General features: G+C 72.5%; 22 protein-coding genes. 20 read left to right on the top strand and 2 right to left on the bottom strand.

The window, feature by feature from the left end:
• Positions 1-19 precede the first annotated feature (19 nt).
• The 10 genes from EV187_RS08440 (at position 20) to EV187_RS08485 (ending at position 11,656) form a co-directional block, all read left to right on the top strand.
• Positions 20-988 (top strand): AAA family ATPase, encoded by a 969-nt coding sequence (locus EV187_RS08440; protein ID WP_207221788.1) that lies wholly within the window; start codon positions 20-22, stop codon positions 986-988.
• Positions 985-2,298, top strand: coding sequence for a DUF58 domain-containing protein (locus tag EV187_RS08445; RefSeq protein ID WP_130352626.1), 1,314 nt, complete (start codon positions 985-987; stop codon positions 2,296-2,298). Before EV187_RS08440 ends, EV187_RS08445 begins: the two co-directional genes overlap by 4 nt.
• The gene (locus tag EV187_RS08450) at positions 2,295-4,583 is read left to right on the top strand and encodes a transglutaminase TgpA family protein (protein WP_130352627.1); all 2,289 of its coding nucleotides are present in this window, start codon (positions 2,295-2,297) and stop codon (positions 4,581-4,583) included. Before EV187_RS08445 ends, EV187_RS08450 begins: the two co-directional genes overlap by 4 nt.
• Positions 4,584-4,592: 9 nt before the next feature.
• On the top strand, positions 4,593-5,180 hold the full coding sequence (locus tag EV187_RS08455; RefSeq protein ID WP_130352628.1) for an FHA domain-containing protein: 588 nt from the start codon (positions 4,593-4,595) through the stop codon (positions 5,178-5,180).
• A 118-nt stretch (positions 5,181-5,298) separates the two neighbouring features.
• Positions 5,299-6,762, top strand: a complete 1,464-nt coding sequence (gene leuC, locus EV187_RS08460) for a 3-isopropylmalate dehydratase large subunit (RefSeq protein ID WP_130352629.1) — start codon at positions 5,299-5,301, stop codon at positions 6,760-6,762.
• A 2-nt stretch (positions 6,763-6,764) separates the two neighbouring features.
• On the top strand, positions 6,765-7,385 hold the full coding sequence (gene leuD / locus EV187_RS08465) for a 3-isopropylmalate dehydratase small subunit (protein WP_130352630.1): 621 nt from the start codon (positions 6,765-6,767) through the stop codon (positions 7,383-7,385).
• The gene (gene murA / locus EV187_RS08470) at positions 7,382-8,752 is read left to right on the top strand and encodes a UDP-N-acetylglucosamine 1-carboxyvinyltransferase (RefSeq protein ID WP_130352631.1); all 1,371 of its coding nucleotides are present in this window, start codon (positions 7,382-7,384) and stop codon (positions 8,750-8,752) included. The genes leuD and murA overlap by 4 nt, the downstream gene beginning before the upstream one ends.
• A 7-nt stretch (positions 8,753-8,759) precedes the next feature.
• Complete coding sequence (locus EV187_RS08475; protein ID WP_242609507.1) at positions 8,760-9,536, top strand: lysophospholipid acyltransferase family protein; 777 nt, start codon at positions 8,760-8,762, stop codon at positions 9,534-9,536.
• Positions 9,529-10,665, top strand: coding sequence for an NAD(P)H-dependent glycerol-3-phosphate dehydrogenase (locus EV187_RS08480; protein ID WP_130352632.1), 1,137 nt, complete (start codon positions 9,529-9,531; stop codon positions 10,663-10,665). The genes EV187_RS08475 and EV187_RS08480 overlap by 8 nt, the downstream gene beginning before the upstream one ends.
• Entirely contained in the window at positions 10,565-11,656 is a 1,092-nt protein-coding gene (locus tag EV187_RS08485; RefSeq protein ID WP_130352633.1) for a D-alanine--D-alanine ligase family protein, read from the top strand. Before EV187_RS08480 ends, EV187_RS08485 begins: the two co-directional genes overlap by 101 nt.
• On the opposite strand, the gene EV187_RS08490 is transcribed toward EV187_RS08485, so the two are convergent.
• On the bottom strand, positions 11,653-12,153 hold the full coding sequence (locus tag EV187_RS08490) for a DUF3515 family protein (RefSeq protein WP_130352634.1): 501 nt from the start codon (positions 12,151-12,153) through the stop codon (positions 11,653-11,655). The genes EV187_RS08485 and EV187_RS08490 overlap by 4 nt on opposite strands.
• Positions 12,154-12,177: 24 nt before the next feature.
• Here EV187_RS08490 and thiL point away from each other — a divergent pair, with 24 nt between their 5' ends.
• Positions 12,178-13,176 (top strand): thiamine-phosphate kinase, encoded by a 999-nt coding sequence (thiL, locus tag EV187_RS08495; RefSeq protein ID WP_130352635.1) that lies wholly within the window; start codon positions 12,178-12,180, stop codon positions 13,174-13,176.
• Here the strand turns inward: thiL and rsmD are convergent.
• Positions 13,146-13,736 (bottom strand): 16S rRNA (guanine(966)-N(2))-methyltransferase RsmD, encoded by a 591-nt coding sequence (gene rsmD, locus EV187_RS08500; RefSeq protein WP_130352636.1) that lies wholly within the window; start codon positions 13,734-13,736, stop codon positions 13,146-13,148. The two genes, thiL and rsmD, sit on opposite strands and share 31 nt — an antisense overlap.
• Positions 13,737-13,814: 78 nt before the next feature.
• Between rsmD and EV187_RS08505 the strand changes: the two genes are divergently transcribed.
• From EV187_RS08505 to rnc, 9 genes are read left to right on the top strand one after another with little or no spacing between them, the layout of a single operon-like run.
• Positions 13,815-14,624 carry a tetratricopeptide repeat protein gene (locus tag EV187_RS08505; RefSeq protein WP_130352637.1) on the top strand — a complete coding sequence of 270 codons (810 nt, stop codon included), beginning with the start codon at positions 13,815-13,817 and terminating at the stop codon, positions 14,622-14,624.
• A complete protein-coding gene (locus EV187_RS08510) occupies positions 14,621-16,825 on the top strand; it encodes an ATP-dependent DNA helicase RecG (RefSeq protein ID WP_130352638.1) in 2,205 nt (734 codons plus the stop codon). Before EV187_RS08505 ends, EV187_RS08510 begins: the two co-directional genes overlap by 4 nt.
• Before the next feature lie 50 nt (positions 16,826-16,875).
• On the top strand, positions 16,876-17,367 hold the full coding sequence (coaD, locus tag EV187_RS08515; RefSeq protein WP_130352639.1) for a pantetheine-phosphate adenylyltransferase: 492 nt from the start codon (positions 16,876-16,878) through the stop codon (positions 17,365-17,367).
• A 53-nt stretch (positions 17,368-17,420) separates the two neighbouring features.
• Positions 17,421-18,395 carry an AAA family ATPase gene (locus EV187_RS08520; protein WP_130353250.1) on the top strand — a complete coding sequence of 325 codons (975 nt, stop codon included), beginning with the start codon at positions 17,421-17,423 and terminating at the stop codon, positions 18,393-18,395.
• A gap of 2 nt (positions 18,396-18,397) precedes the next feature.
• The gene (locus tag EV187_RS08525) at positions 18,398-19,792 is read left to right on the top strand and encodes a DUF58 domain-containing protein (RefSeq protein WP_130352640.1); all 1,395 of its coding nucleotides are present in this window, start codon (positions 18,398-18,400) and stop codon (positions 19,790-19,792) included.
• Positions 19,782-22,109: a transglutaminase TgpA family protein gene (locus EV187_RS08530; RefSeq protein ID WP_130352641.1), complete on the top strand. Its 2,328-nt coding sequence runs from the start codon at positions 19,782-19,784 to the stop codon at positions 22,107-22,109. The genes EV187_RS08525 and EV187_RS08530 overlap by 11 nt, the downstream gene beginning before the upstream one ends.
• An 11-nt stretch (positions 22,110-22,120) precedes the next feature.
• The gene (locus EV187_RS08535; RefSeq protein ID WP_242609508.1) at positions 22,121-22,684 is read left to right on the top strand and encodes a YceD family protein; all 564 of its coding nucleotides are present in this window, start codon (positions 22,121-22,123) and stop codon (positions 22,682-22,684) included.
• A gap of 9 nt (positions 22,685-22,693) precedes the next feature.
• Positions 22,694-22,897, top strand: coding sequence for a 50S ribosomal protein L32 (gene rpmF, locus EV187_RS08540; protein WP_022887809.1), 204 nt, complete (start codon positions 22,694-22,696; stop codon positions 22,895-22,897).
• A gap of 28 nt (positions 22,898-22,925) precedes the next feature.
• Complete coding sequence (rnc, locus tag EV187_RS08545; protein ID WP_130352642.1) at positions 22,926-23,636, top strand: ribonuclease III; 711 nt, start codon at positions 22,926-22,928, stop codon at positions 23,634-23,636.

Genomic DNA, 23,636 nt, shown 5'->3' on the forward strand with positions numbered 1-23,636 from the left:
GACACATGAAGGAGTGGACATGTCAGTGACACAGGAGCAGGCGCTCTGGTTCCAGGACGCCTTCTCGAAGCTCGTCGACAACATCGACCGGGCGATCCTCGGGAAGCGCGAGGTCATCGAGCTCGTGCTCACGGCGCTGCTCTCCGACGGCCACGTGCTGCTCGAGGACTTCCCGGGCACCGGCAAGACCGTGCTCGCGAAGGCGCTGGCGAACACCCTCGACGGCACGAACTCGCGAATCCAGTTCACGCCCGACCTGCTGCCGTCCGACGTCACGGGCGTCACGATCTACGACCAGGGCAAGGGGCGCTTCGAGTTCCACCGCGGGCCGATCTTCGCGTCCATCGTGCTGGCCGACGAGATCAACCGCGCGAGCCCGAAGACGCAGTCGGCGCTCCTCGAGGTGATGGAGGAGGGCCGGGTCACGGTCGACGGCCAGAGCTACGAGGTGGGCTCGCCGTTCATGGTCATCGCGACCCAGAACCCGGTGGAGCAGGCGGGCACCTACTCGCTGCCCGAGGCACAGCTCGACCGGTTCCTCATCAAGACGTCGCTCGGCTACCCCGACCACGACACGGCGGTGACGCTGCTGCTCGACTCGGCGAATCGCGCCCGCGCCTCGAAGGTCGCGCCGATCATCGCATCGAGCTCGGTCACCACGATGGCGCAGCTGGCCGCCGAGGTGCACGTGGATGCCGCGATCCTCTCGTACCTCAACCAGATCGTGTCGGCGACCCGCGAGCACGGCGACTCCGCCCTCGGCGTCAGCATGCGCGGCGCGCTCGCGCTCGCGCGCACGGTGAAGACGTGGGCGATCGCCCACGGCCGCTCGTACGCCACGCCCGACGACGTGCGCGACCTCGCGGTGCCGGTGCTCGCGCACCGCATCATCGTCGATCCCGAGTCCGAGTTCTCAGGCGTCACGGCCGAGGACATCGTCTCGCGCGCCCTCATCGACGTGGCACCGCCCGCGTACCGGGCGGCATGACGGCCGAGATCGGCGCGCCTGCGACGACATCCGCCCGCACACCGTCGCAGACGCGCATCGCGATCCGTTCCGTCGCGCACTCGGTCGCGGCATCCGCTCGCGGGGCGGTCAGCCGGCTGCGTGCCGGCGGTGCCCGCGTGGGGCGGGCGACCGCCCCGGTGACGGGCGTGGTGTCCCGGGTCGGATGGCTCGTGCTGTTGGTCGCGGCGGTCTCGCTCGGGCTCGCGGGGGGCTTCGGGTGGATCGAGTTCGCCTTCCTCGGCGCGACGCTCGTGGGCGCGATGCTCGTGTCCGTCCCGTTCGTGTTCGGCCGCATGCACTACCGGGTGGGCATCGAGCTGCAGCCGTCGCGCGTCGTCGCGGGCGAGCGCGCGCTCGGCCGGCTCGCCGTCGAGAACGCCGGCGCGGCGGCGTCGGTCCCCTCGCGCCTCGAGCTCCCGGTGGGCGCCGGCGTCGCGGAGTTCGTGATCCCCGCCCTCGAGCCCGGGACCGGGCACGAGGAGCTGTTCGCGGTGCCGACGAATCGGCGCGCCGTCATCGTGGCGGGTCCGGCCGTCTCGGTGCGCGGCGACCAGCTCGGGCTGCTGCGACGCGAGGTGCGGTGGACCGAGCCCGTCGAGCTGTTCGTGCATCCGGTGACCGCCCGGCTGCGCCCGTCGGCGGCTGGACTCGTACGCGACCTCGAGGGCGAGGTCACGAAGACGATCACCGACCACGACATCTCGTTCCACGCCCTGCGCGCCTACGCGCCGGGCGACGCCCTGCGCAACGTGCACTGGCGCACCTCGGCCCGCACCGGTCAGCTCATGGTGCGGCAGTACGAGGAGACCCGGCGCTCGCAGCTCCTGCTCGTGCAGGCGACATCGGCGGGCCACTACGCCTCCGACGAGGAGTTCGAGCTCGCCGTGTCGGTGCTCGCCTCGATCGGCCTGCAGGTCATCCGCGATGCGACCAGGCTGGCGACCGTCACCGATCGCCTCCGCCTGCGCACCGCGACGCCCACCTCGCTCCTCGACGACACCAGCCGCATCGAGCCGCTCGCGACGGGTGCGCCCTCGATCCGCGACCTCGTGCGCGAGGCGTCCAAGCGCATCCAGACGCCGAGCGTCGTCATCGTGGTGGGCGGCTCTCTCGCGCCGCTCGCGGAGTTCCGCGCCGTCGAGACCGTCTTCGGGCCCGACACCCGGGTGATCGCGTTCTTGGCGGAACGCGGCGCCGCCGCGCGGATCGCACGCGTCGCCGACTCGATTGTCGTGACGGTCGGCTCGCTCGACGAACTGTCCCGGCTCGTGCGGAGGGTTCGCCCGTGACCCGCATCCCACGCTCGGCATGGGGCGACCTCGCCGTGCTCTCGGTGCTCGCGCTCCTCGGCGTCGCCGGCTACGAGACGAGCTTCGGCGATCTCGACTTCATGCTCGCCGCGGTGGCCGGCATCGCCGTCGGCACGCTCGCCGCGGTCGCGGGCACCGCGTGGCGGCTGGGGGTGCTCACCACGGTGCTCCTCGGCCTCGCCGCCTACTTCCTCCTCGGCACGCCGTTCACCATGGCCGACGCCGGGCTGTTCGGCGTACTCCCGAGCCTCCGATCGCTCGCCGGCCTCGCCATCGGCGCGGTCTTCGGCTGGGCCGACATCCTCACGATCGGCGCGCCGGTCGATGCGCCGTACTACGTGGCCGCGGTCCCGTTCTTCGCGGCGTGGCTCGTCTCCCTCGCGGGGGCGATGCTCGTGCTGCGCTGGCTCAGCGTCGAGCGCACCCCGCTGCGTTCGTCCCTCGTGCTCGTCGGCCCGGTGCTGCTCTACCTGTCGGGGATCCTCCTCGGCACCGACGAGGCGTTCCTCGCCGCCGTGCGTGGCGTCGCCTTCGCCGCAATCGCCCTGGTGTGGCTCGCCTGGCGCCGCGGCGCCACCGTCGAGGCATCCGTCGAGGGCGCAACGCGCCTCCGCCGGCGCAAGCTCACCGGATCGGCCGCCATCGTCGCCGGCGCCGTGGTGCTCGGCGTCGTCGCCGGGCTCGCCGTCGCCCCGGCGTCACCCGACCGCTTCGTGTTGCGCGAGCAGATCGTGCCGCCGTTCGACCCCGTCGAGTTCGCGAGCCCGCTCGCCGGATTCCGCACGTACACGAAGGACCTCGCCGAGGAGCCGCTGTTCCGGGTGTCGGGACTCGAGCCCGGGGATGTCATCCGGCTCGCGACCATGGACGCGTACACCGGGCGCCTCTGGACCGTCGCAGGGCCCGAGGACGCCGAGGACGGCGGATATGCGATCGTGGGCCCGACGCTGCCCGGCCCGCCGCTCGCGAGCCTCGGAAGCGGCCGTACGGTCGAGGTGATGGGCGCGTCGTACGACGATGTCTGGCTGCCGATGGTGGGCTACGGCTCCACGCTCGAGCTGCTCGACGAGGGCACCGGTGCGCGGGCGGGCGACCTGCGGTACAACGCCGCCGCCGGCACGGCGGTGCTCACGAGCGGGGTCGGAACCGACGCCCGGTACCGCCTCGAGTCGCGCATCCAGCGGGAGCCCGACCTCGAGGACCTCGTCGACGTGCCCGTGGCCCGCGTGCCGATGCCCGCGGTCGAGAACGTGCCAGACGTCGTGGCCGCCAAGGCCGAGGAATACGCCGGCGACGCGGCGACGCCGATCGAGCAGCTGCGGGCGATCGAGCGCGGACTGAAGACCGCGGGCTTCCTCAGCCACGGCCTCGCCAGCGATTCGGTGCCGTCGCGGGCCGGCCATGGCGCCGACCGCCTCATCGAGCTCTTCACGCGGTCGCAGATGGTGGGCGACGAAGAGCAGTACGCCGCGGCGATGGCGCTGATGGCCAGACACCTGGGATACCCGGCGCGCGTCGTGATGGGATTCGCGCCGGAGGTCGCCGAGGAGGCCGACGATGTCGAGGTGATGGGCGCCGACGTCACCGCCTGGGTCGAGGTGCCGTTCGAGGGCGTCGGATGGATCGCCTTCCGACCGACGCCCGACCAGGTCGACGTGCCGCAGGAGCAGACGCCGAAGCCCAAGTCGGAGCCGCAGCCGCAGGTCCGCCAGCCGCCGCGCGCCGAGCACGTCGAGGACGAGCTGCTCACGACCGTCGAGATCGACGACACCGACGACGACGACCGCGATCGCCCCTTCCAGCTTCCGGCGTGGGTCTGGGTCGCCGTCGCAGCGGTCGGCATCCCCGCGGCCGTCGTGTTCCTGCCGATGCTCTTCGTCGCGCTCGTGAAGCGGCGGAGGCGTCGCCGGCGTCGCACCGGCGCCGGCGACCGGCGGGCCGCCGGAGCCTGGGAGGAACTCGTCGACCGCTATGCCGAGCTCGGATTCGAGCCGCCCGCGCAGGGCACCCGGCTGCAGGCGGCACGAGCGCTCGAGCAGCAGCAGGCCGAGCAGGGCCTCGTCGTGGCGCAGTCGCCGACGCCGGTTCGGCTCGCCACGCTCGCGGCGACCATCGACCGCGACGTGTTCGGCGGCCTCGATGCGTCCGACGACATGGTGGAGGATCGCTGGCGGTCGGCGGATGCCGCGACGGCCGCCGTGGCGGCGGCCGCCGGTCGGCTGCGCCGCTTCGTCAGCCGCTACCGCGTTCGGACCCGTCGCTAGAGTGGTCGGGTGGCCGAGCCGGACTTCATCGTCCCGCCGCCGGGGCTGATTCCCGGGGCGCGCTCGGACGCGCCCGATCGCACGGTGCGGGACGCCCCGCCTCGCGTCCTGCCGGTGTTCCCCCCGCCCGGGGTCGTGCCGCCGCCCCTGCCGGGCGGGCCGCCCGAGGCCCAGGGTGCGGCCGCGCAGGGGTCGGCCGCACCGCCGACAGGGGAGACCCGCATCGAGGCGCCGACCCCGTCGCCGCAGCCCGGTGCCTGGCGGCTCCGCGCCCAGGGTGGGCTCGAGGTGCTGCTGCTGCGCCCCGTGCTGCTCGGGCGCGATCCGGCCGCCGACCCGGGGCGCCCGCAGGCCGCCCCGATCCGGCTCGCCGACCCCGCCCGCTCGGTGTCGAAGACGCACGCGCTCGTCGAGGTCGTCGATGGTCGGGTCATGGTCACCGACCTCCACTCGACGAACGGCACGCGGGTGCTGACCCCGGAGGGGGAGGCCCGCGAACTCGAGCCCGGACGGGGCGCCGAAGCTCCGAACGGGTCGACCCTGCTGCTCGGCGAGTTCGCCGTGCGACTGGATCGAGCGCCGTTGAACTCGGTGTAGCCTGAAGAGGTGCGTGCTCCGCGACTTCTCCTTCGGTGCCGCGGCGGGGCCTCGTTCTAGGCCGATCCCGTCGCGGAGTTTGTCGTCGGCTGGCCGCAGATCCTGAGGAAGCGAACGCATGAACGCAGCACCCCCGAACGGCGTGAACACGTCGGAAGCACGACCGCGCACCCTGGCCGAGAAGGTCTGGGCCGCCCACCTGGTCAAGAAGGGCGAGGACGGCACGCCCGACCTCATCTACATCGACCTCCACCTCGTGCACGAGGTCACCAGCCCGCAGGCCTTCGACGGGCTGCGTGTCGCCGGCCGGCCCGTGCGCCGGCCTGATCTCACGATCGCCACCGAGGACCACAACACCCCGACGCTCGCCATCGACCGGCCGATCGCCGACCCGACGAGCCGCACGCAGATCGAGACGCTCCGCCGCAACGCGAAGGAGTTCGGCATCCGCCTGCACTCGCTCGGCGACGTCGAGCAGGGCATCGTGCACGTCGTCGGACCCCAGCTCGGCCTCACGCAGCCCGGCATCACGGTCGTGTGCGGCGATTCGCACACCTCGACCCACGGCGCCTTCGGCGCGATGGCGTTCGGCATCGGCACGAGCGAGGTCGAGCACGTGCTCGCCACGCAGACGCTGCCCCTGAAGCCGTTCAAGACCATGGCGATCAACGTCGAGGGCACCCTCCGCCCGGGCGTCACCGCGAAGGACATCATCCTCGCCGTCATCGCGAAGATCGGCACCGGCGGCGGCCAGGGCTACGTGCTCGAGTACCGCGGCAGCGCCATCCGCGCCCTCTCGATGGACGGGCGCATGACGATCTGCAACATGTCGATCGAGGCCGGCGCGCGCGCCGGCATGGTGGCACCGGATGCCACGACCTACGCCTACCTGAAGGGCCGTGCCCACGCTCCGGCCGGCGCCGACTGGGACGACGCGATCGCCTACTGGGAGACGCTCGCCACCGACGAGGGCGCCGAGTTCGACGCCGAGGTGTTCATCGACGCCGACGCACTCGAGCCATTCGTCACGTGGGGCACCAACCCGGGCCAGGGCGTCTCGCTCTCCGACGCCGTGCCCGACCCCGCGTCGATCGCCGACCAGCACGAGCGGGCGGCGGCCGAGCGAGCCCTCGAGTACATGGACCTCGCGCCGGGCACCCCGCTGAAGGACATCCACGTCGACGCGGTCTTCATGGGATCGTGCACGAACAGCCGCATCGAGGACCTCCGCGCGTTCGCTTCCGTGATCAAGGGCAAGCGCAAGGCCGACGGCGTGCGCGTCATGGTCGTCCCCGGCTCCGCGCGGGTCCGCCTCGAAGCCGAGGCGGAGGGGCTCGACAAGGTCATCGAGGCGTTCGGGGCCGAATGGCGCTTCGCGGGCTGTTCGATGTGCCTCGGCATGAACCCCGACCAGCTCGCCCCCGGCGAGCGGTGCGCGTCCACGTCGAACCGCAACTTCGAGGGCCGGCAGGGCAAGGGCGGCCGCACCCACCTCGTCTCGCCGCTCGTCGCGGCGGCGACCGCCATCCGCGGCACGCTGTCGAGCCCGTGGGACCTCGAGAACGACGGGGAGGTGCGCTGACCGTGGAGAAGATCAGCACCGTGACCGGCGTGGCCGTGCCGCTGCGCCGCTCGAACGTCGACACCGACCAGATCATCCCGGCCGTGTTCCTGAAGCGGGTCACGAAGACCGGGTTCGACGACGCGCTCTTCCACGCGTGGCGCCAGGACCCCGAGTTCATCCTCAACGACCCCGCCTACCAGGGCGCCCGCGTGCTCATCGCGGGTCCCGACTTCGGCACCGGCTCGAGTCGCGAGCACGCCGTGTGGGCGCTGCGCGACTACGGCTTCGACGTCGTCATCAGCTCTCGCTTCGGCGACATCTTCCGCGGCAACTCGGGCAAGCAGGGCCTGCTCGCCGCCCAGGTCGCCTACGAGGACGTCGAGCGCATCTGGGAGGTCGTCGAGGCCGAGCCGGGAATACCCGTGACCGTCGATCTGGTTGAGCGTACGGTGAGCGTCGGCACGCTCACCGTGCCGTTCGACATCGACGACTACACTCGGTGGAGGCTTCTCGAAGGGCTCGACGACATCGGGCTCACCCTGCGGGACGAGGAGTCGATCGCCGAGTTCGAATCACATCGAGAGGCTTGGCGGCCGAAGACCCTCCCCATCCGGGAGCCGGCAGAATCAGGGAGTCTGTGAACACACTCGGGCAGGACGCCAAGAACCACGGAACGGCAGTCGGGTTGAACGTCGACCGCATCACGATCAACGGCGGCAAGCCGCTGCGCGGTCGGATCGAGCTCAAGGGCGCCAAGAACCTCGTCACGAAGGCGATGGTCGCGGCCATCCTCGGCGACACCCCCAGCGTGCTGAAGGACGTGCCGAACATCAGCGACGTCCGCATCGTCCGGGGCCTCCTCGAGGTGCACGGCGTGAGCGTCACGCACGGCGTCGACGAGGGCGAGCTCATCCTCGACCCGTCGGCCGTGGAGTCCGCGCACATGGCCGACATCGACGCGCACGCCGGGTCGAGCCGGATCCCGATTCTGTTCTGCGGCCCGCTGCTGCATCGCCTGGGCGAGGCGTTCATCCCCGACCTGGGCGGCTGCCGCATCGGGGACCGGCCCATCGACTACCACCTCGAGGTGCTGCGCAACTTCGGCGCCATCGTCGAGAAGCTCCCGAGCGGCATCCGGATGTCGGCGCCCAACGGGCTGCACGGCGCGAAGGTGTCGCTGCCCTACCCGAGCGTGGGCGCGACCGAGCAGGTGCTCCTCACGGCGGTCCTCGCCGACGGCATCACCGAGCTGTCCGGCGCCGCCATCGAGCCCGAGATCATGGATCTCATCAACATCCTGCAGAAGATGGGCGCGATCATCACGGTCGACACCGACCGCGTCATCCGCATCGAGGGCGTCGAGCGGCTCGTCGGCTACACGCACCGCGCGCTCTTCGACCGCAACGAGGCCGCCAGCTGGGCGGCAGCGGCCCTCGCCACCGACGGTGACATCTTCGTCGGCGGCGCCCGCCAGGCCGAGATGCTCACCTTCCTCAACGTCTTCCGCAAGGTCGGCGGCGACTTCGAGATCCAGGAGGACGGCATCCGCTTCTTCCACCCCGGGGGCGAGCTGAAGCCGGTCATCATCGAGACCGACGTGCACCCCGGGTTCATGACCGACTGGCAGCAGCCGCTCGTGGTGGCGCTCACCAAGGCCAAGGGAGTCTCGATCGTGCACGAGACCGTGTACGAGCAGCGCTTCGGCTTCGTCGACGCGCTCGTCGAGATGGGCGCGTCGATCGACGTGCACAAGGAGTGCCTCGGCGCGGGTGCCTGCCGCTTCGGACAGCGCAACTTCCAACACTCCGCGGTGATCTCCGGTCCGACCGCGCTGCGCGGGGCCGACATCGAGGTCCCCGACCTCCGCGGCGGCTTCAGCCACCTCATCGCCGCCCTCACCGCCGACGGGCGTTCGACCGTCTCGAACGTCGGGATCATCGCGCGCGGGTACGAGAACTTCATCGCGAAGCTGGAGCTCCTCGGGGCGGACTTCGAACTCGAAGGATAATGGGGGAGTGTCACATGACGACCCGCCCTCGCACACCGGCGTGAAGGCCCGCTCGGAGAAGCGCCGACCCTCCTTCTTCTGGTTCCTCGCCGTCCTCGTCCTGCCGCTCTTCAACCTCGCGGTCCGCTTCCGGTTCCACCACCCCGAGCGGATGCCGCAGGCCGGCGCCTTCGTGCTCGCCCCGAACCACTACAGCGAGATCGACCCGGTCGTGATGGGCGTGGTGGCCTGGAAGCTGGGGCGCGCCCCGCGATTCCTGGCCAAGGCATCGCTCTTCAAGAACCCCGTGCTCGGCTGGCTGCTGCGCAGCTCCGGCCAGATCCCGGTGGAGCGCGCCGGAAGCAAGAGCCACGCGGCGCTGCGGGCCGCGGAGGACCTCGTGGAGAAGGGCCGGATGGTCATCGTCTACCCCGAGGGCTCGCTGACGCGCGAGCCCGACCTGTGGCCGATGCGAGGCAAGACCGGCGCGGTCCGGATCGCGCTCGAGCGCGACATCCCGATCATCCCGGCGGCGCACTGGGGAACGCAGGCCCTGCTCGCCCGCTACGGCAAGAAGCTCAGCCTGTTCCCGCGCAAGACCATCGAGGTCGCGATCGGCGAGCCGCTCGACCTCAGCGCCTACCGCGGCAAGCCGCTCGACCAGGCGACCCTGCTGAAGGCCACCGGCGAGCTCATGGACGCGATCGCCGAGCTGCTCTCCGAGCTCCGCGGCGAGCCCGCGCCGCCCGAGCGCTGGGATCCGACGGCCCACGGCCAGAAGGAGACCGGTCGACTTGATGGCTAGGACATCCGCACGGAAGGCCCCCGGCAAGCGCGTCGCCGTGCTCGGAGCGGGCAGCTGGGGCACCACGTTCGCGAAGATCTTGGCCGACGGCGGCGCCGACGTCGTCATCTGGGCGCGTCGGCCCGAGCTGGCGCGCGAGATCCAGGAGGCGAAGCGCAACAGCGACTACCTCGCCGGCGTGAACCTGCCCCTCGGGCTGCGCGCCACGAGCCGCCTCGACCTCGCGCTGGCCGGCGCCGAGCAGGTCTACGTCTCGGTGCCGAGCCAGGCGCTGCGCGAGAACCTGAAGGTCGCCGGACCGCACATCCACGCCGAGGCGATCGTGGTGTCGCTCATGAAGGGCGTCGAGAAGGCGACCGGCATGCGCATGAGCGAGGTCATCTCGGAGACGCTGCGCCTCGACGAGTCCCAGATCGCGGTCATCTCGGGCCCGAACCTCGCGCTCGAGATCGCCAAGGAGCAGCCGACCGCGGCGGTCGTCTCGTCGACGAGCCTCGAGGCCGCCCAGTCCGTGGCATCCGTCGCCCGCAACCGCTACTTCCACTCGTTCGTGAACACCGATGTCATCGGCACCGAGTTCGGCGGCGTGCTGAAGAACCTCATCGCCGTGGCGATCGGCATCGTCGACGGGGCCGGCTACGGCGAGAACACCAAGGCCTCGATCATCACGCGCGGCCTCGTGGAGATGACGGACTTCGCGGTGGCGTACGGCGCCCACCCCGAGACGCTCTCGGGCCTGGCGGGCCTCGGCGACCTCATCGCCACGTCGCAGTCGCCGCTCTCCCGCAACAACACGGCGGGGCGGCTGCTCGGACAGGGCTACCACCTCAGCGACGTGGTGAACCAGATGCAGCAGACGACCGAGGGACTCGCCTCCGTCGCGCCGATCCTCGAACTCGCGCGGGCCAAGGGCGTGGAGATGCCCATCGTCGAGCAGGTGCGGCAGGTGCTCGCCGGCACGCTGGACCCGAAGGACATCGCACCGCACCTCACGACCGACGACGAGCCGCAGGGCGAAAGGACGATGGATGGACAAGCTCAGGGTGGTTCTGCTGTTCGGCGGGCGCTCAAGCGAGCATTCGATCAGTTGCGCAACAGCGGGAGGAGTGCTCCGGGCGATCGACCGTGACCGGTACGAGGTGATCCCCGTCGGGATCACCCGCGACGGCGCGTTCGTGCTCGAGGCCGACGACCCCGAGCGGTTCGCCCTCGACCCCGCGCACCTCCCCGAGGTCGTCGACAACGGGACCCGCGTGCGCTGGCCCGAGAGCGCTTCGTCGCGCGAACTGCGCGTGACGGATGCCGCCGGCGATCGCTCCCTGGGCGACGTCGACGTCGTCTTCCCGATCCTGCACGGGCGGTTCGGCGAGGACGGCACCGTGCAGGGGCTGCTCGAGCTCGTGGGCCTGCCGTACGTCGGCAACGGCGTGCTCGCCTCGGCGATCGGCATGGACAAGCACGTCACGAAGACCGTGCTCGAGGGCGCGGGCATCGAGGTCGCGCCCTGGGTCACGCTCACGCGCGCGGGGCTCGCCGCCGACCCCGAGCTCTGGGATCGGCGCACCCGGTCGCTGGGCCTCCCCGTCTTCGTCAAGCCCGCGCGTGCCGGCTCGTCGGTCGGCGTCACGAAGGTGTCGGAGTGGTCCGACCTCGACGCCGCGCTGGAGGTCGCGTTCGCCGAGGACCGCACCGTGCTCGTCGAGTCCGCGGTCGTTGGCCGCGAGATCGAGTGCGGCGTGCTCGAGGGCCGCTCCGCCGGCGACGTGCGCGTGAGCATCGCGGGCGAGGTGGTGGTCACCGGCCGCGACTTCTACGACTTCGACGCGAAGTACCTCGACGCCCCGGGCGTGGAGCTGATCTGCCCGGCCGACCTGGGCGAGGGCGAGCTGTTCGAGCTGCAGCGGATCGCGCGACGCGCGTTCGAGGCGATCGGCGGGGAGGGGCTCGCGAGGGTCGACGTGTTCCTCACCGGCGAGGGCTTCGTCGTCAACGAGGTCAACACGATGCCGGGCTTCACGCCCATCTCGATGTTCCCGACGTGCTGGCTGAACTCCGGCCTCAGCTACCCCGAGCTCATCGACGAGCTCATCGCGGTCGGGGTCGCGCGAGGCAGTCGCTAGCCGGCGTCGTCGACCGCGACGCAGCCGTCCTCGGCGGGGATCGCCGAGACGGCCGCCGAGAGGTCGGCGATCGCCGTCGTGCCCGACACGACGTCGTTGTCGATCAGGACCTCCACGGCGGGCGTGCGACCGTACGTCGTGAACAGGTAGTCCGGGGCATCCGACTCGTCGATGACCCAGTCGACGCCGTCGACGCTCACGCACCGGTCGGTCGTCGGGCCGAGCGGCTCGACGCCGCACCGCAGCAGCACCGAGGCGGGTTGTCCCCACGCGCCGGTGCCCTGCGCATTGGTCTCGCGCTCGGGGAGGCCGGCGACGGTGTCGGGCAGGCGCACGACCACGGCGGCGCAGTCGGGGTCGCTCGCCGACGGCGCGGCGTCGAACGCGACCGCCTGGGCGCAGCCGGCGAGCGCGAGGCTGCCGAGCACGGCGAGGCCGGCGGCGGAGGCGACGCGCCGCAGCCCGCGTCGTGGCTGGGGGGCGTCTGGGTGGGGCATCCCGTTCAGGCTACCGTGAGTGGCATGGAACGAGCTGCGCACCCCGGCGACCCGACGATCGCGGAGCTCGGCGAGTCGGCGGTGCTGGGCCGGATCCTTCCCCGGCTCGCGCCGGGCGACGCGGCGCTCCTCGGCGCCGGTGACGACGCCGCGGTCGTCGCCGCTGCCGATGGCCGCTTCGTGGTGACCACCGACCTGCTCGTGCACGGCCCCGACTTCCGGCTCGCGTGGTCGACTCCGTTCGACCTCGGCTGGAAGGCGGCCGCCACGAACCTCACGGACGTCGCGGCGATGGGCGCACGTCCCACCGCGCTCGTGGTCGCGATCGCGGTGCCCCCGACGATGCCCGTGACGGTGCTCGAGGGCATCGCCGACGGACTGCGCGAGGGGCTCGCGGCACTCGCGCCGGGGGCCGGCGTGGTGGGCGGCGACCTCTCGGCCTCGACCGTGCTGACGATCGCGGTCACCGCGTTCGGCGACCTCGAGGGGCGCGCGCCCGTACTCCGCTCCGGCGCGGTCCCGGGCGACGTCGTGGCGCACGCCGGCGCCCGCGGTGATGCGGCCCGGGGGCTCGCGCTGCTCTTCGACGCGGGCACGGATGCCGCGGGCGAGCCCGATCCCGTGCGGGCGGCCGACGTGCGGGCGCAGTACCCTCGGCTCGTCGGCGCCCAGCTCGCGCCCCAGCCGCCCGTCTCGGCGGGCGTCGCGGCGGCCCGCGCCGGGGCGACCGCCATGCTCGACGTCTCAGACGGCCTCGCGCGCGACGCCCGGCGCATCGCGGAGGCGAGCGGGGTCGACCTCGACTTCGTCGGCGCCGCGCTCGGACCCGACCTTCGGGTCGCGCTGGCGGGCGCCGAGGACCACGGCCTGCTCGCGACCTTCCCGGCCGGCGCGTCGGTGCCCGAGCCCTTCGAGGTCGTCGGCAGCGTCGTGGCGGGCACGGGCGGCGTCCTCGTCGACGGCCGTCCCGTGGGCTCCGACGGGTGGGATCCCTACTCCGGCTGGGACGGCCGGGCCGGCTGAGCGGACGCCCACCAGAGCGTGGTCTCGCCGTAGTCGCGACGGCGCTCGGGCACGATGCCGTCGGGCCACCCCGGTTCGGGGGAGCGCGAGCTGCGCTCGACGACCACCACGGCGTCGTCCGAGAGCAGCGGGGCGAGGAGCGCCAGGTCGTGGGCGAGCGCGGGTTCGCCGAGGTCGTAGGGCGGGTCGATGAACACGAGGTCGAAGGTGCCGACGGCGGATTCGAGGTACGACGCGACCGTGCGCATCGCGACGCGGACGCGCGGCCTCGGGCCGCCTCTCGCAGCCCGGGTGATCGCGTCGGCATTGCGGCGGCAGATCTCGGCCGCCGTCTTCGCCCTCTCGACGAGCACGACCTCCGCGGCGCCGCGCGACGCCGCCTCGAGGCCGAGCGCACCCGAGCCGGCGTAGAGGTCGAGTGCCGAGGCGCCATCGATGGCGTCGCGCGCCTCGAGCGCCGAGAAGATCGCCTCACGCACCCGGTCGCTGGTGGGACGCGTGCCGGAGCGCGGCACGGCGAGGGTGAGCGAGCCGGCGAATCCGGCGATGATGCGGGTCATGCTCCCGGCAGCATATCGACGCGGACGTGCGGTGTCATGCCCGCGCGGCGGCGGCGACGGCGCTGCCATGATGGAGGGGTGGATGACTCGACCGACCAGGTGCCCGCCGAACCGTCCCACCACCGGGGGGACGAACAGCAGATGATCGACCGGCTGTGGGATTTCAGCGATCCCGCAGCGAGCGAGGAGCGGTTCCGCGAGGCCGCCGACGACGATGAGCATCCAGCGCACGTGCGCGCGGTGATGACCACACAGCTCGCACGCGCCCTTGGCATCCAGGGCCGGTTCGCCGAGGCGATCGACGTGCTCGACGGCGTCGTCGCCGCGGGCATCCCGTCCGACGATTCCGAGCGCGACGTCGCCGAGGTCCGCGCGCGCGTCGACATCGAGCGCGGCCGCATCCTGGCCGCGTCCGACCGGCGGCCGGATTCCGTGCCCGTGCTGACCCGGGCCGTCCGCGAGGCCGCACTGGCGGGTTCGCCGTTCCTCGTGCTCGACGCGCTGCACATGCTCGCCCTGAACGACGAGGGGCACGAGGAGGAGTGGGCGGCCGAGGGCTTCGACGTGCTCGCCGGCTCCCGCGACCCCCGCGTGCTGCGATGGGGGGTCGCCCTGCACAACAACCTCGGATGGACCATGCACGACAGCGGCCGCGCGGAGGCGGCGCTCGCCGAGTTCCAGCAGGCCGTCGAGGCCGCCGACCTGTACGGCACGGCCGAGCAGCAGCACGTGGCCCGCTGGTCGATCGCCCGATGCCTGCGCACGCTCGGCCGCACCGACGAGGCGCTCGACCTGCAGCGCGAGCTCGCCCGCGCGCGCCCCGACGACCCGTACGTGCAGTCGGAGCTCGCCGCGCTGACGGCGGAGGAGCCTACGATCGAGGCATGACGTCCGAAGGAGCGGATGCCGCGGGCACCGGTCGGTTCACCCTCGACACCCGCCTCTCGGGTGCGCTCGGCGGGCGCACGGCGCAGGCCGTCGAGCGGGCGTTCGGCTATCGCACGGTGGGCGACCTCCTCGGCCACTACCCGCGCAGGTACGCGCTCCGCGGCGAGCTGACGGCGTTGGCGAGCCTTCCGCTCGACGAGAACGTCACGATCGTGGCGGAGGTGCTCGAGGTGCGCGTACGCGAGATGCGCCAGCGCCGGGGATCGATCCTCGAGGCGAAGATCTCCGACGGCACCGGCATCCTGACCCTCACGTTCTTCAACCAGAAGTGGCGCGAGAACGACCTCCGGCCCGGCCGCCGCGGGATCTTCGCCGGCAAGGTGGGCGACTACCGCGGGGCGCGCCAGCTCGCGCATCCCGACTACGAGCTCTTCGACGACTCGGCGCCCATCGCCGCGGATGCCGCGGCGGCCAAGCGCTGGGCGGAGGCGCCCATCCCGATCTACCCGGCCACGGGCACGCTCGCGAGCTGGCAGCTGGCCAAGGCGATCGCGCTGCTCCTCGACGGGCTGGGCGACCTCGACGACCCCGTGCCCGACGCGGTCCGGCAGGCGCGGTCGCTGCTCGACCAGCGGCGTGCGCTCGAGGCGATCCACCGGCCCGAGGCCGAGGCCGACTGGAAGTCGGCCCGGCGCACGCTGCGCTTCACCGAGGCGTTCGTGCTGCAGGCGGCCCTGCTGCTGCGTCGCGCGGAACTGCGGGCGCACACGACGACCGCGCGGCATCCGTCGGTAGGCGGGCTCCTCGAGCGCTTCGACGCCTCGCTGCACTTCTCGCTCACCGCCGACCAGCAGGAGGTCGGTGCCGAGATCGCCGACGACCTCGAGCACCCGGTGCCGATGAACCGCCTCGTGCAGGGCGAGGTCGGCTCGGGCAAGACGGTCGTCGCACTGCGGGCGATGCTCGCCGTGGCCGACTCCGGCGGGCAGTCAGCCCTCCTCGCGCCGACCGAGGTGCTCGCCGCGCAGCACCTCCGTTCCATCGCCCGCCTGCTCGGCCCCGAGCTGTCGGCATCGGTCGTGCCGACGCTGCTCACCGGCCAGCTCCCGGCCGCCGATCGCCGGAAGGCGCTGCTGCGGGCCGCGGCGGGCCAGTCGCGCATTGTCGTCGGCACGCACGCGCTCATCGGCGACGCCGTGTCGTTCGCCGACCTCGGGCTCGTGGTCGTCGACGAGCAGCACCGCTTCGGCGTCGAGCAGCGGGAGGCGCTGCGGCTGAAGGGGCAGCATCCGCCGCACGTGCTCGTGCTCACCGCCACGCCCATCCCGCGCACCGTGGCGATGACCGTCTTCGGCGACCTCGACGTGTCCACGATCCGCGAGCTCCCCGCGGGCCGCGCCGGCATCGAGTCCCACGTGGTGCCGCTCGCCGACCGTCCCGGTTGGCGTCCGCGCGTCTGGGAGCGCCTCGCCGAGGAGGTCGAGCTGGGGCGCCAGGGCTTCGTGGTCTGCCCCGCGATCGAGGCGCGCGTCGCCGAGGACGACGGGGAGGCGCCCGACGGCGAGGCCGAGGCGGACGCCGCGGTGCCCGCGGCATCCGTCGCCTCGGTGCTCGCCGAGCTCGAGGAGCATCCCCGGTTCACCGACAAGCGCGTCGCTCCCCTGCACGGGCGGATGAGCGCCGACGAGAAGGAGGCGACGATGCGCGCCTTCGCGGCCGGCGAGATCGACGTGCTGGTCGCGACCACGGTGATCGAGGTCGGCGTCGACGTGCCGAACGCGAGCGCGATGGTGGTCGTCGACGCCGACCGGTTCGGCGTCTCGCAGCTGCACCAGCTCCGCGGGCGGGTCGGCCGCGGGAGCGTGCCCGGCCTGTGCCTGCTCGTGACCTCCGCCGAGGCGGGTTCGCTCGCGCGCCAGCGCGTCGAGGCCGTCGCGGCCACGCTCGACGGCTTCGAGCTCGCCCGGGTCGACCTGGAGCTGCGCCAGGAGGGCGACGTGCTCGGCGCCGTCCAGTCGGGCGGGCGCTCGTCGCTGAAGCTCCTGCGCGTCGCGCGCGACGGCGACGTGATCGCCGACGCCCGCGAGGTCGCCGCGGAGGTGCTCGCCGCCGACCCCGGCCTCGGGCGCCATGCCGCGCTCGCGGCGGAGGTGCGCCGACGGCTCGACGCCGAGGCGAGCGGGTACCTGAGCAAGGGCTGAGACTCTCCGCAAGCCCTTTCACCGCGTCATCCGCGCACTACGCTGGGCGTATGCAGCGGATCGCCGTCGTCCCAGGATCGTTCGACCCCGTCACGCTCGGCCATCTCGACGTCATCGCACGGGCCGCGGGGCTCTACGACGAGTTGCATGTCGTGGTGGTGCACAACCCCGACAAGTCCGCGCTCCTGCCCATTGCGCAGCGCGTGTCGCTCATCGAGCGCTCGATCGCCGACGCGGGCATCGAGGGCCGCATCGTCGTGGCGTCGTGGAGCATGGGACTGCTCGTCGACTACTGCACGGATGTCGGTGCCTCCGTGCTCGTCAAGGGCATCCGCTCGCAGCTCGACGTCGCCTACGAGACGCCGATGGCGATCGTGAACCGACATCTGGCGGGCGTCGAGACGGTGTTCCTGCTGCCCGACCCGGCGAACGCGCACGTGTCGAGCTCGCTCGTGCGGCAGGTCGCGGCGCTCGGCGGCGACGTCGCGCCGTACGTGCCGTTCGTGGTCGCCGACTACCTCCAGGCGGCGATGACCCCATGAGCGAGGCGGCGGTCACGCTGGGCGGCGCAGCCGACGCCGGTCCCGGGCTCGTGATGGGCATCGACGAGGTCGGCTCGCGGGCCGCGACCATCGTGCAGAACGTCGAGACCGTCATCGCCGGCAAGCGGGAGGCGATCACGGCGGCCCTCACGGTGCTGCTCGCCGAGGGGCACCTCCTCATCGAGGACGTCCCCGGCGTCGGCAAGACGATGCTGGCGAAGGCGCTGGCCCGCTCCGTCGACTGCACCGTGAGCCGCATCCAGTTCACGCCCGACCTTCTCCCGAGCGACGTGACGGGCGTGTCGGTGTTCGACCAGTCGAGCCGGCACTTCGAGTTCAAGCGCGGCCCGGTGTTCGCCAACATCGTGATCGGCGACGAGATCAACCGGGCGAGCCCCAAGACCCAGTCGGCGCTGCTCGAGTGCATGGAGGAGCGCCAGGTCACGGCCGACGGCACCACCTACGTGCTCGACCAGCCGTTCACCGTCGTCGCGACCCAGAACCCGGTCGAGATGGAGGGCACGTACCCGCTGCCCGAGGCGCAGCGCGACCGGTTCATGGCGCGCGTCTCGATGGGCTACCCGTCGCCCGCCGACGAGATCGCGATGCTCTCGACGCGCGAGACGTCGAGCCCGCTCGACCGCCTCGGGGCGGTGGTGTCGCTGGCCGAGCTCCGCGAGATGATCGCGGCCGTGCAGCACGTGTTCACGTCGCAGCCCGTCAAGGAGTACGCGGTCGAGCTCGCGCGGGCCACGCGCGACGACCGCCAGCTGCGACTCGGGGCGAGTCCGCGCGCCACGCTGCAGCTCATCCGCTCGGCGAAGGCCCACGCGGCCATGCACGGGCGCGACTTCGTGCTGCCCGACGATGTCGACGCACTCGCGGTGCCCGTGCTCGCGCACCGGCTCGTGCCCACCAGTCGTGCGATCGGTGCGCACGACCGCGACAGCGGACCGCTCATCGACGCCATCGTGCGCCGCATCGTGGGGGAGACGCCGATTCCGGTCGGCAGCGCACGAAGGAGCTGAGAATGTCCCGCCCGCGCTCCGCTCGCGTCTCGGCCTGGCCGCGACTGACGAGGCGCGGCGGCACGCTCGTCGCGGTCGGCGTGCTGCTCCTCGCGGTGTCGCTGTGGTTCGACCTGCGCGACATCCTGCTGCTGGCCTTCGTGGGCATCGCGATGCCCGCCGCTGCCGGCGTCTTCGTGGTGGTGCGCACCCCGCGCCTCGCCGTGACCCGGGCGTTCGCGCCGCCGGTCGTGCCCGCGGGTGCCTGGACCCGGGTCTCGCTCGTCGTGAAGAACCGCGGGCGTCGCACCTTCGACGGCGCGCACTGGCGCGACACCGTGCCCGACGGCCTGACGGGCCCGCCCGAGGCGATCCTGCCGGCGATCGGGCCGTACGAGGGCGTGCTCCCGTCCGGCGACGACACGGTGCGCCTCGAGTACCGGCTCCGGATGCCGCGGCGCGGCGTCGCCTCGATCGGGCCGCTCCGCGTCGGGATCACCGACCCGTTCGGCCTCGCCCGGATCGACCGGGACGTGGGCACCGGGCACGAGATCGTCGTCACGCCACGGGTCACGCCGCTCGACGCGGCGCTCGGCAGCGCGGCGTCCATCGACGGCGTCGTGCACGGCCTGCAGCGCCGCTCCCATCCGAACTCCGACGAGCTGATCGCCCGCGAGTACCGCTACGGCGACCCGCTCCGGCGGGTGAACTGGGCGGCCACGGCCCGGCGGGGCGAACTGATGGTCCGCGAGGAGGAGCAGCGCGGGGACCCCGAGGCGCGCGTGCTGCTCGACACCACGCTCGCCGGCCGGCCCCGGGTGTCCTCGCTCCGGCGCGAGCACGACGACGGGCCGAACCTCGCCTTCGAGCTCGGTATCGAGATGGCCGCCTCGATCGGCGTGCACCTGCTCGAGAGCGGGTTCCGGGTGCGGTGCACCCAGGTCGCCGACCCCGAGCGGGCGGTCGTCCCCGGAGCCGCGTACGACGGCGGCTATCGCATGCCGGGCGGCGACCACACCCTCCTCGAGGACCTCGCGCGGCTCGACGAGCCCGCCCGCCTGTCGGTGCACGCCGAGCCCGAGCCCACGGCTTCCGAGGCCAGGGCGAGGGCGCGCGAGGCCCGGGCGCCCGGCTTCGCGGTGCTCGTCGACCCCGACGAGCAGGACGCGAGCAATCTGATCGCGCTCCGCCCGATGTTCGAGCCCGCCGTCGTGTTCGCAATGGAGGGAGCGTCGCGACGCGTGCTCGACCTGCTCGAGGAGTCGGACTGGCGCATCATGCGGGTGCGCCGCCCGGCCGAGATCGGCGAGGCGTGGGCCGGGATCGCGCTCACGGCGCGCGCGGCGACGGGCGCCGGTGCCCCATCGCGCACGGGTGACGCCGACGACCGGGACGGGACGCCGACGGATGCGTCCTGATCCCGTGCCGCTCTCGCGAGTCCAGCGACTCGCGCTCACGTCGGCGTCGTTCCTGTTCCTGGTCATCGCGACGATGGCGCTCGGCCCGCTGATCTCGGGCAGCGGCTGGTGGTGGCTCTGCGCGTTCATCGCCGCGGGCACCCTGTTCTCGGGACTCGGGTTCCGAGCCATCCGCACGCCGCCCTCGCTCGTGCCCGTGCTCGAGCTCGTGGTGCTGCTGCTCATGCTCACGCTGCTCTTCGGCGGTGCCACGAGCTTCGCGCTCATCGTGCCGACCCAGGGCACGTTCGAGACCTTCGGCGAGCTCATCGTCGGCGCCCAGCGCACGATCGAGCAGCAGGCCGTGCCGGCGATCCCGGTGCCCGCACTGTCCTTCGGCCTCGCGCTCGGCGTCGGCCTGCTCGCCGTGCTCATCGACATCCTCGTGCAGACGCTGCGCATGCCGGCGCTGGCCGCGGCGCCCGCCCTCGTGCCGATCCTCATCCCCGGCTTCATCATCGAGGCGGGCGCGGAGCTGCCGACCCTGGTGCTCACGGCCGCCGCCTACCTCCTCCTCCTGCGCATCGACGTGCGCGTGCGTCGGCGTGCCACGCTCGCGTCCCGTGAGGAGGGCGACCAGGCCGCCACCGTCATCGCCCCGAAGCGGGTGCCCATCGCCTCCACGCTCGGCGCATCGCTGGGCCTCGCGGCCGTCGGACTGCTCGCGGCCTCGGTGCTGGCGGCCTCGACCCCGAGCATCTCGACGAGCCTCCTGCTGGGCTCGCCCTCGCGGGGCACGCTGTTCGCGCGTGGCGTGAGCCCGTTCATCGACCTCGGTCGCGACCTGCGCCGCCCCGACGCGCGACCCGCCTTCCACTACCTCGCCCGCGACGGCGATCGGCCGTACTTCACGCTCCTCACGCTCGACCGGTTCGAGGGCGAGGTCTGGAGCGCGACCGAGCGCGCCGTCGACGGCGACAACACGGTCGATGCGATGCCGCGCCCCGATGGCCTCTCGGGCCGCGTCGACACGTCGGAGCATCCGATCGACGTGTTCGTCGACGAGGTCAGCACCACCTGGCTGCCGGTGCCGTACCCCACGAAGCGCATCGACGGACTCCGCGGCTCGTGGTTCTGGGACGACGGCGCGCTCACCGTGCGCAGCGTCGACACGAACACCGACGGGCAGGAGTATCGCGTCACCCGCCTCGACGTCGAGCCGACGCCCGCGCAGCTCCGCAGCGCCGACCGCGACCTCTCCGAGGAGCTCGCGGCGTACCTCGCGCTGCCCGAGGAGCTGCCCCAGGTCATCACCGACACCGCGGCATCCGTCACCTCGGGGGCCCCCTCGCCCTACGACGCGGCGGTCGCGATCCAGGCGTACCTGCGCGGCCCCGACTTCGACTACTCCACGCAGGCGCCCGTCGAAGAGGGGTACGACGGCGGCGGGTTCGACGTGATCGCCCAGTTCCTCGAGACGAAGGCCGGGTACTGCGTGCACTTCGCCTCGACGATGGCGGTGCTGGCCCGCGAGGTCGGCATCCCCGCCCGCATCTCGATCGGCTACACCCAGGGCTCGCCGACCGAGGAGCGCGTCGAGGGCGTGCAGCGCGTCGAGGTCGACTCGCACGACCTGCACTCCTGGCCCGAGCTGTACTTCGAGGGCGTCGGCTGGGTGCCGTTCGAACCGACGCCCGGACGCGGACTCGTGCCCGACTACTCGCGTCCCGGCGCCGGCGAGGAGCAGGGACCGAACGTGCCCGACCCGGCGACCTCCACCCCCGGCGCGAGCGGTCGACCCGAACTCGACCCCGACCGAGGGCTCGCCGGGCCGAGCGGCGATGCCCTCGCGAACGCCCAGCAGCTGTGGATCCGCGGCGGCGCGACGGTGCTCGTGGTGCTGCTGCTCCTGCTCCTCCCGGCCGCGTTCCGCACCAGCCAGCGGCTCACGCGACTCGGCCGCGTCCGCCGCGGCGAGCGTGCAGCGGATGCCGCGTGGGACGAGCTCGTGGCGACCGCCCGCGACCTCGGGGCGGGCGGCGGCGACGCCGAGACCGCGCGGGCGTTCGCGGCCCGGATCTCCGAGCGCGAGGCGTTCGCGGACGACGCGGCGGCCCGATCGGCGCTCTTGCGCCTCCGCGACGCGGTGGAGCGCGAACGATACGGGCGAGCGGGCGTGTCGCCCGGTCCGGGGCTCGCCGAGGACCTCGTCGCTGCGCGGACCGCGCTGCTGGCCGACGCCCGCGCAGCGGAGCGTGCGAGGGCGGTGCTGATGCCGCGATCGCTCTTCGACCGGGCGCGCAAGGCGCTCGGCGACCGGCCCGCGGCCGGGGCGTAGAATCGTCGATCGTGGCCATCAAGCATTCCCCGTTCCGCGTGAACGTGCGCGACCTCGTGAACCGTCCCGGCGAGATGCGCGAGCAGCAGTTCGCGATCCCCGTCGCCGAGCCGATGGGCGAGGGACTCGTCGCACTCAGGGAGGGTTCGGAGCTCGACCTCGACGTGCGGCTCGAGTCCGTGCACGAGGGCGTCCTCGTGACGGCGGAGGTCGACGCGGTCGCCGAGGGCGAGTGCGGACGCTGCCTCATCGACATCGCCCTGCCCGTCGAAGTCGAGTTCCAGGAGCTTTTCGCGTATCATTCTGGAGAAGCTTTCGAGTATGAGGTTCAAGACGACCACGTGGATCTTGAATCGCTCATCCGAGATGCGGTGGTGCTGTCACTGCCGTTCCAGCCGGTGTGCCGGCCGGACTGCCCAGGTCTCGACCCCGAGACCGGGGTCCGACTGGCTGATCATCCGGAACTCGTCACCCCTGAGCAACGCGACCCGCGGTGGGCCGCGCTCGCCGGGTTCGAGGCTTCCGAAGACCAAGGCGCGGATGTCGCATCCAGCGCCGACCAGCAGAGAGATTGAGAGAGAGTCATGGCTGTTCCGAAGCGGAAGAAGTCACGGGCCAACACCCACGCGCGCCGTTCGCAGTGGAAGGCCGAGGTCCCCACGCTCGTCAAGACCGTGGAGAACGGCAAGGTCACCTACAGCCTTCCGCACCGCGCGAAGGTCGTCGAGGACTCCGCGGGCACCCCGCTCTTCCTCGAGTACAAGGGCCGCAAGGTCGCCGACGTCTAGTCGGCACCAACCTGGCTTTCGACCGGTCGTGACGCGAACGGAGCAGACGGAGCACGGGGAACGCTCGCTCGTCGACCTGCAGCAGACGCTGCAGGTCGACATCGATCCCGCCCTGCTCCTTCTCGCGCTCACGCACCGGTCGTTCGCGTACGAGAACGGCGGCATCCCCACCAACGAGCGCCTCGAGTTCCTCGGCGACTCCATCTTGGGCCAGGCCGTCACGGTCAAGCTCTTCCGCGACCACCCCGACCTCGACGAGGGCGAGCTGGCCAAGCGCCGGGCGAGCCTCGTGTCGAGTGCGGCACTGGCCGAGGTGGGCCGCTCCATCGGGGTCGGTCCCTACATCCGGCTCGGCCGGGGCGAGACGATGACGGGCGGGTCCGACAAACCGTCGATCCTCGCGGACACCGTCGAGGCGATCATCGGCGCGGTGTACCTCGACGCCGGCGGCGATGCCGCGACGGAGTTCGTGCTGCGCCTGGTCGCCCCGCTGCTCGCCGACCCCGAGCGGTTCGGCGCCGCCATGGACCCGAAGACGAGCCTCCAGGAGATCGCCGCGCGGCGCGGCGCTCCGCCGCCGCTCTACACGGTGACCGAGAGCGGTCCCGACCACAACAAGCACTTCGTCGCCACCGTCTCGGTGGGCGACCTCGTGCAGGCCACCGGCGAGGGCTCGAGCAAGAAGCAGGCCGAGATGGCCGCCGCGCTCGAGGCCTGGACCGAGCTCAGCGCCCGCTGA

The organism is Agromyces ramosus (assembly GCF_004216665.1).
Taxonomy (GTDB): domain Bacteria; phylum Actinomycetota; class Actinomycetes; order Actinomycetales; family Microbacteriaceae; genus Agromyces; species Agromyces ramosus.

Excerpts from the sequence above, each read along its gene's own strand:
- rpmF (WP_022887809.1), top strand. The coding sequence starts at position 22,694 with ATGGCTGTTCCGAAGCGGAAGAAGTCACGGGCCAACACCCACGCGCGC.
- EV187_RS08490 (WP_130352634.1), bottom strand. The coding sequence starts at position 12,153 with ATGCCCCACCCAGACGCCCCCCAGCCACGACGCGGGCTGCGGCGCGTC.
- EV187_RS08530 (WP_130352641.1), top strand. The coding sequence starts at position 19,782 with ATGCGTCCTGATCCCGTGCCGCTCTCGCGAGTCCAGCGACTCGCGCTC.
- EV187_RS08480 (WP_130352632.1), top strand. The coding sequence starts at position 9,529 with ATGGCTAGGACATCCGCACGGAAGGCCCCCGGCAAGCGCGTCGCCGTG.
- coaD (WP_130352639.1), top strand. The coding sequence starts at position 16,876 with ATGCAGCGGATCGCCGTCGTCCCAGGATCGTTCGACCCCGTCACGCTC.
- thiL (WP_130352635.1), top strand. The coding sequence starts at position 12,178 with ATGGAACGAGCTGCGCACCCCGGCGACCCGACGATCGCGGAGCTCGGC.
- rsmD (WP_130352636.1), bottom strand. The coding sequence starts at position 13,736 with ATGACCCGCATCATCGCCGGATTCGCCGGCTCGCTCACCCTCGCCGTG.
- EV187_RS08440 (WP_207221788.1), top strand. The coding sequence starts at position 20 with ATGTCAGTGACACAGGAGCAGGCGCTCTGGTTCCAGGACGCCTTCTCG.
- EV187_RS08525 (WP_130352640.1), top strand. The coding sequence starts at position 18,398 with ATGTCCCGCCCGCGCTCCGCTCGCGTCTCGGCCTGGCCGCGACTGACG.
- EV187_RS08520 (WP_130353250.1), top strand. The coding sequence starts at position 17,421 with ATGGGCATCGACGAGGTCGGCTCGCGGGCCGCGACCATCGTGCAGAAC.
- EV187_RS08485 (WP_130352633.1), top strand. The coding sequence starts at position 10,565 with ATGGACAAGCTCAGGGTGGTTCTGCTGTTCGGCGGGCGCTCAAGCGAG.
- EV187_RS08510 (WP_130352638.1), top strand. The coding sequence starts at position 14,621 with ATGACGTCCGAAGGAGCGGATGCCGCGGGCACCGGTCGGTTCACCCTC.
- leuC (WP_130352629.1), top strand. The coding sequence starts at position 5,299 with ATGAACGCAGCACCCCCGAACGGCGTGAACACGTCGGAAGCACGACCG.
- EV187_RS08445 (WP_130352626.1), top strand. The coding sequence starts at position 985 with ATGACGGCCGAGATCGGCGCGCCTGCGACGACATCCGCCCGCACACCG.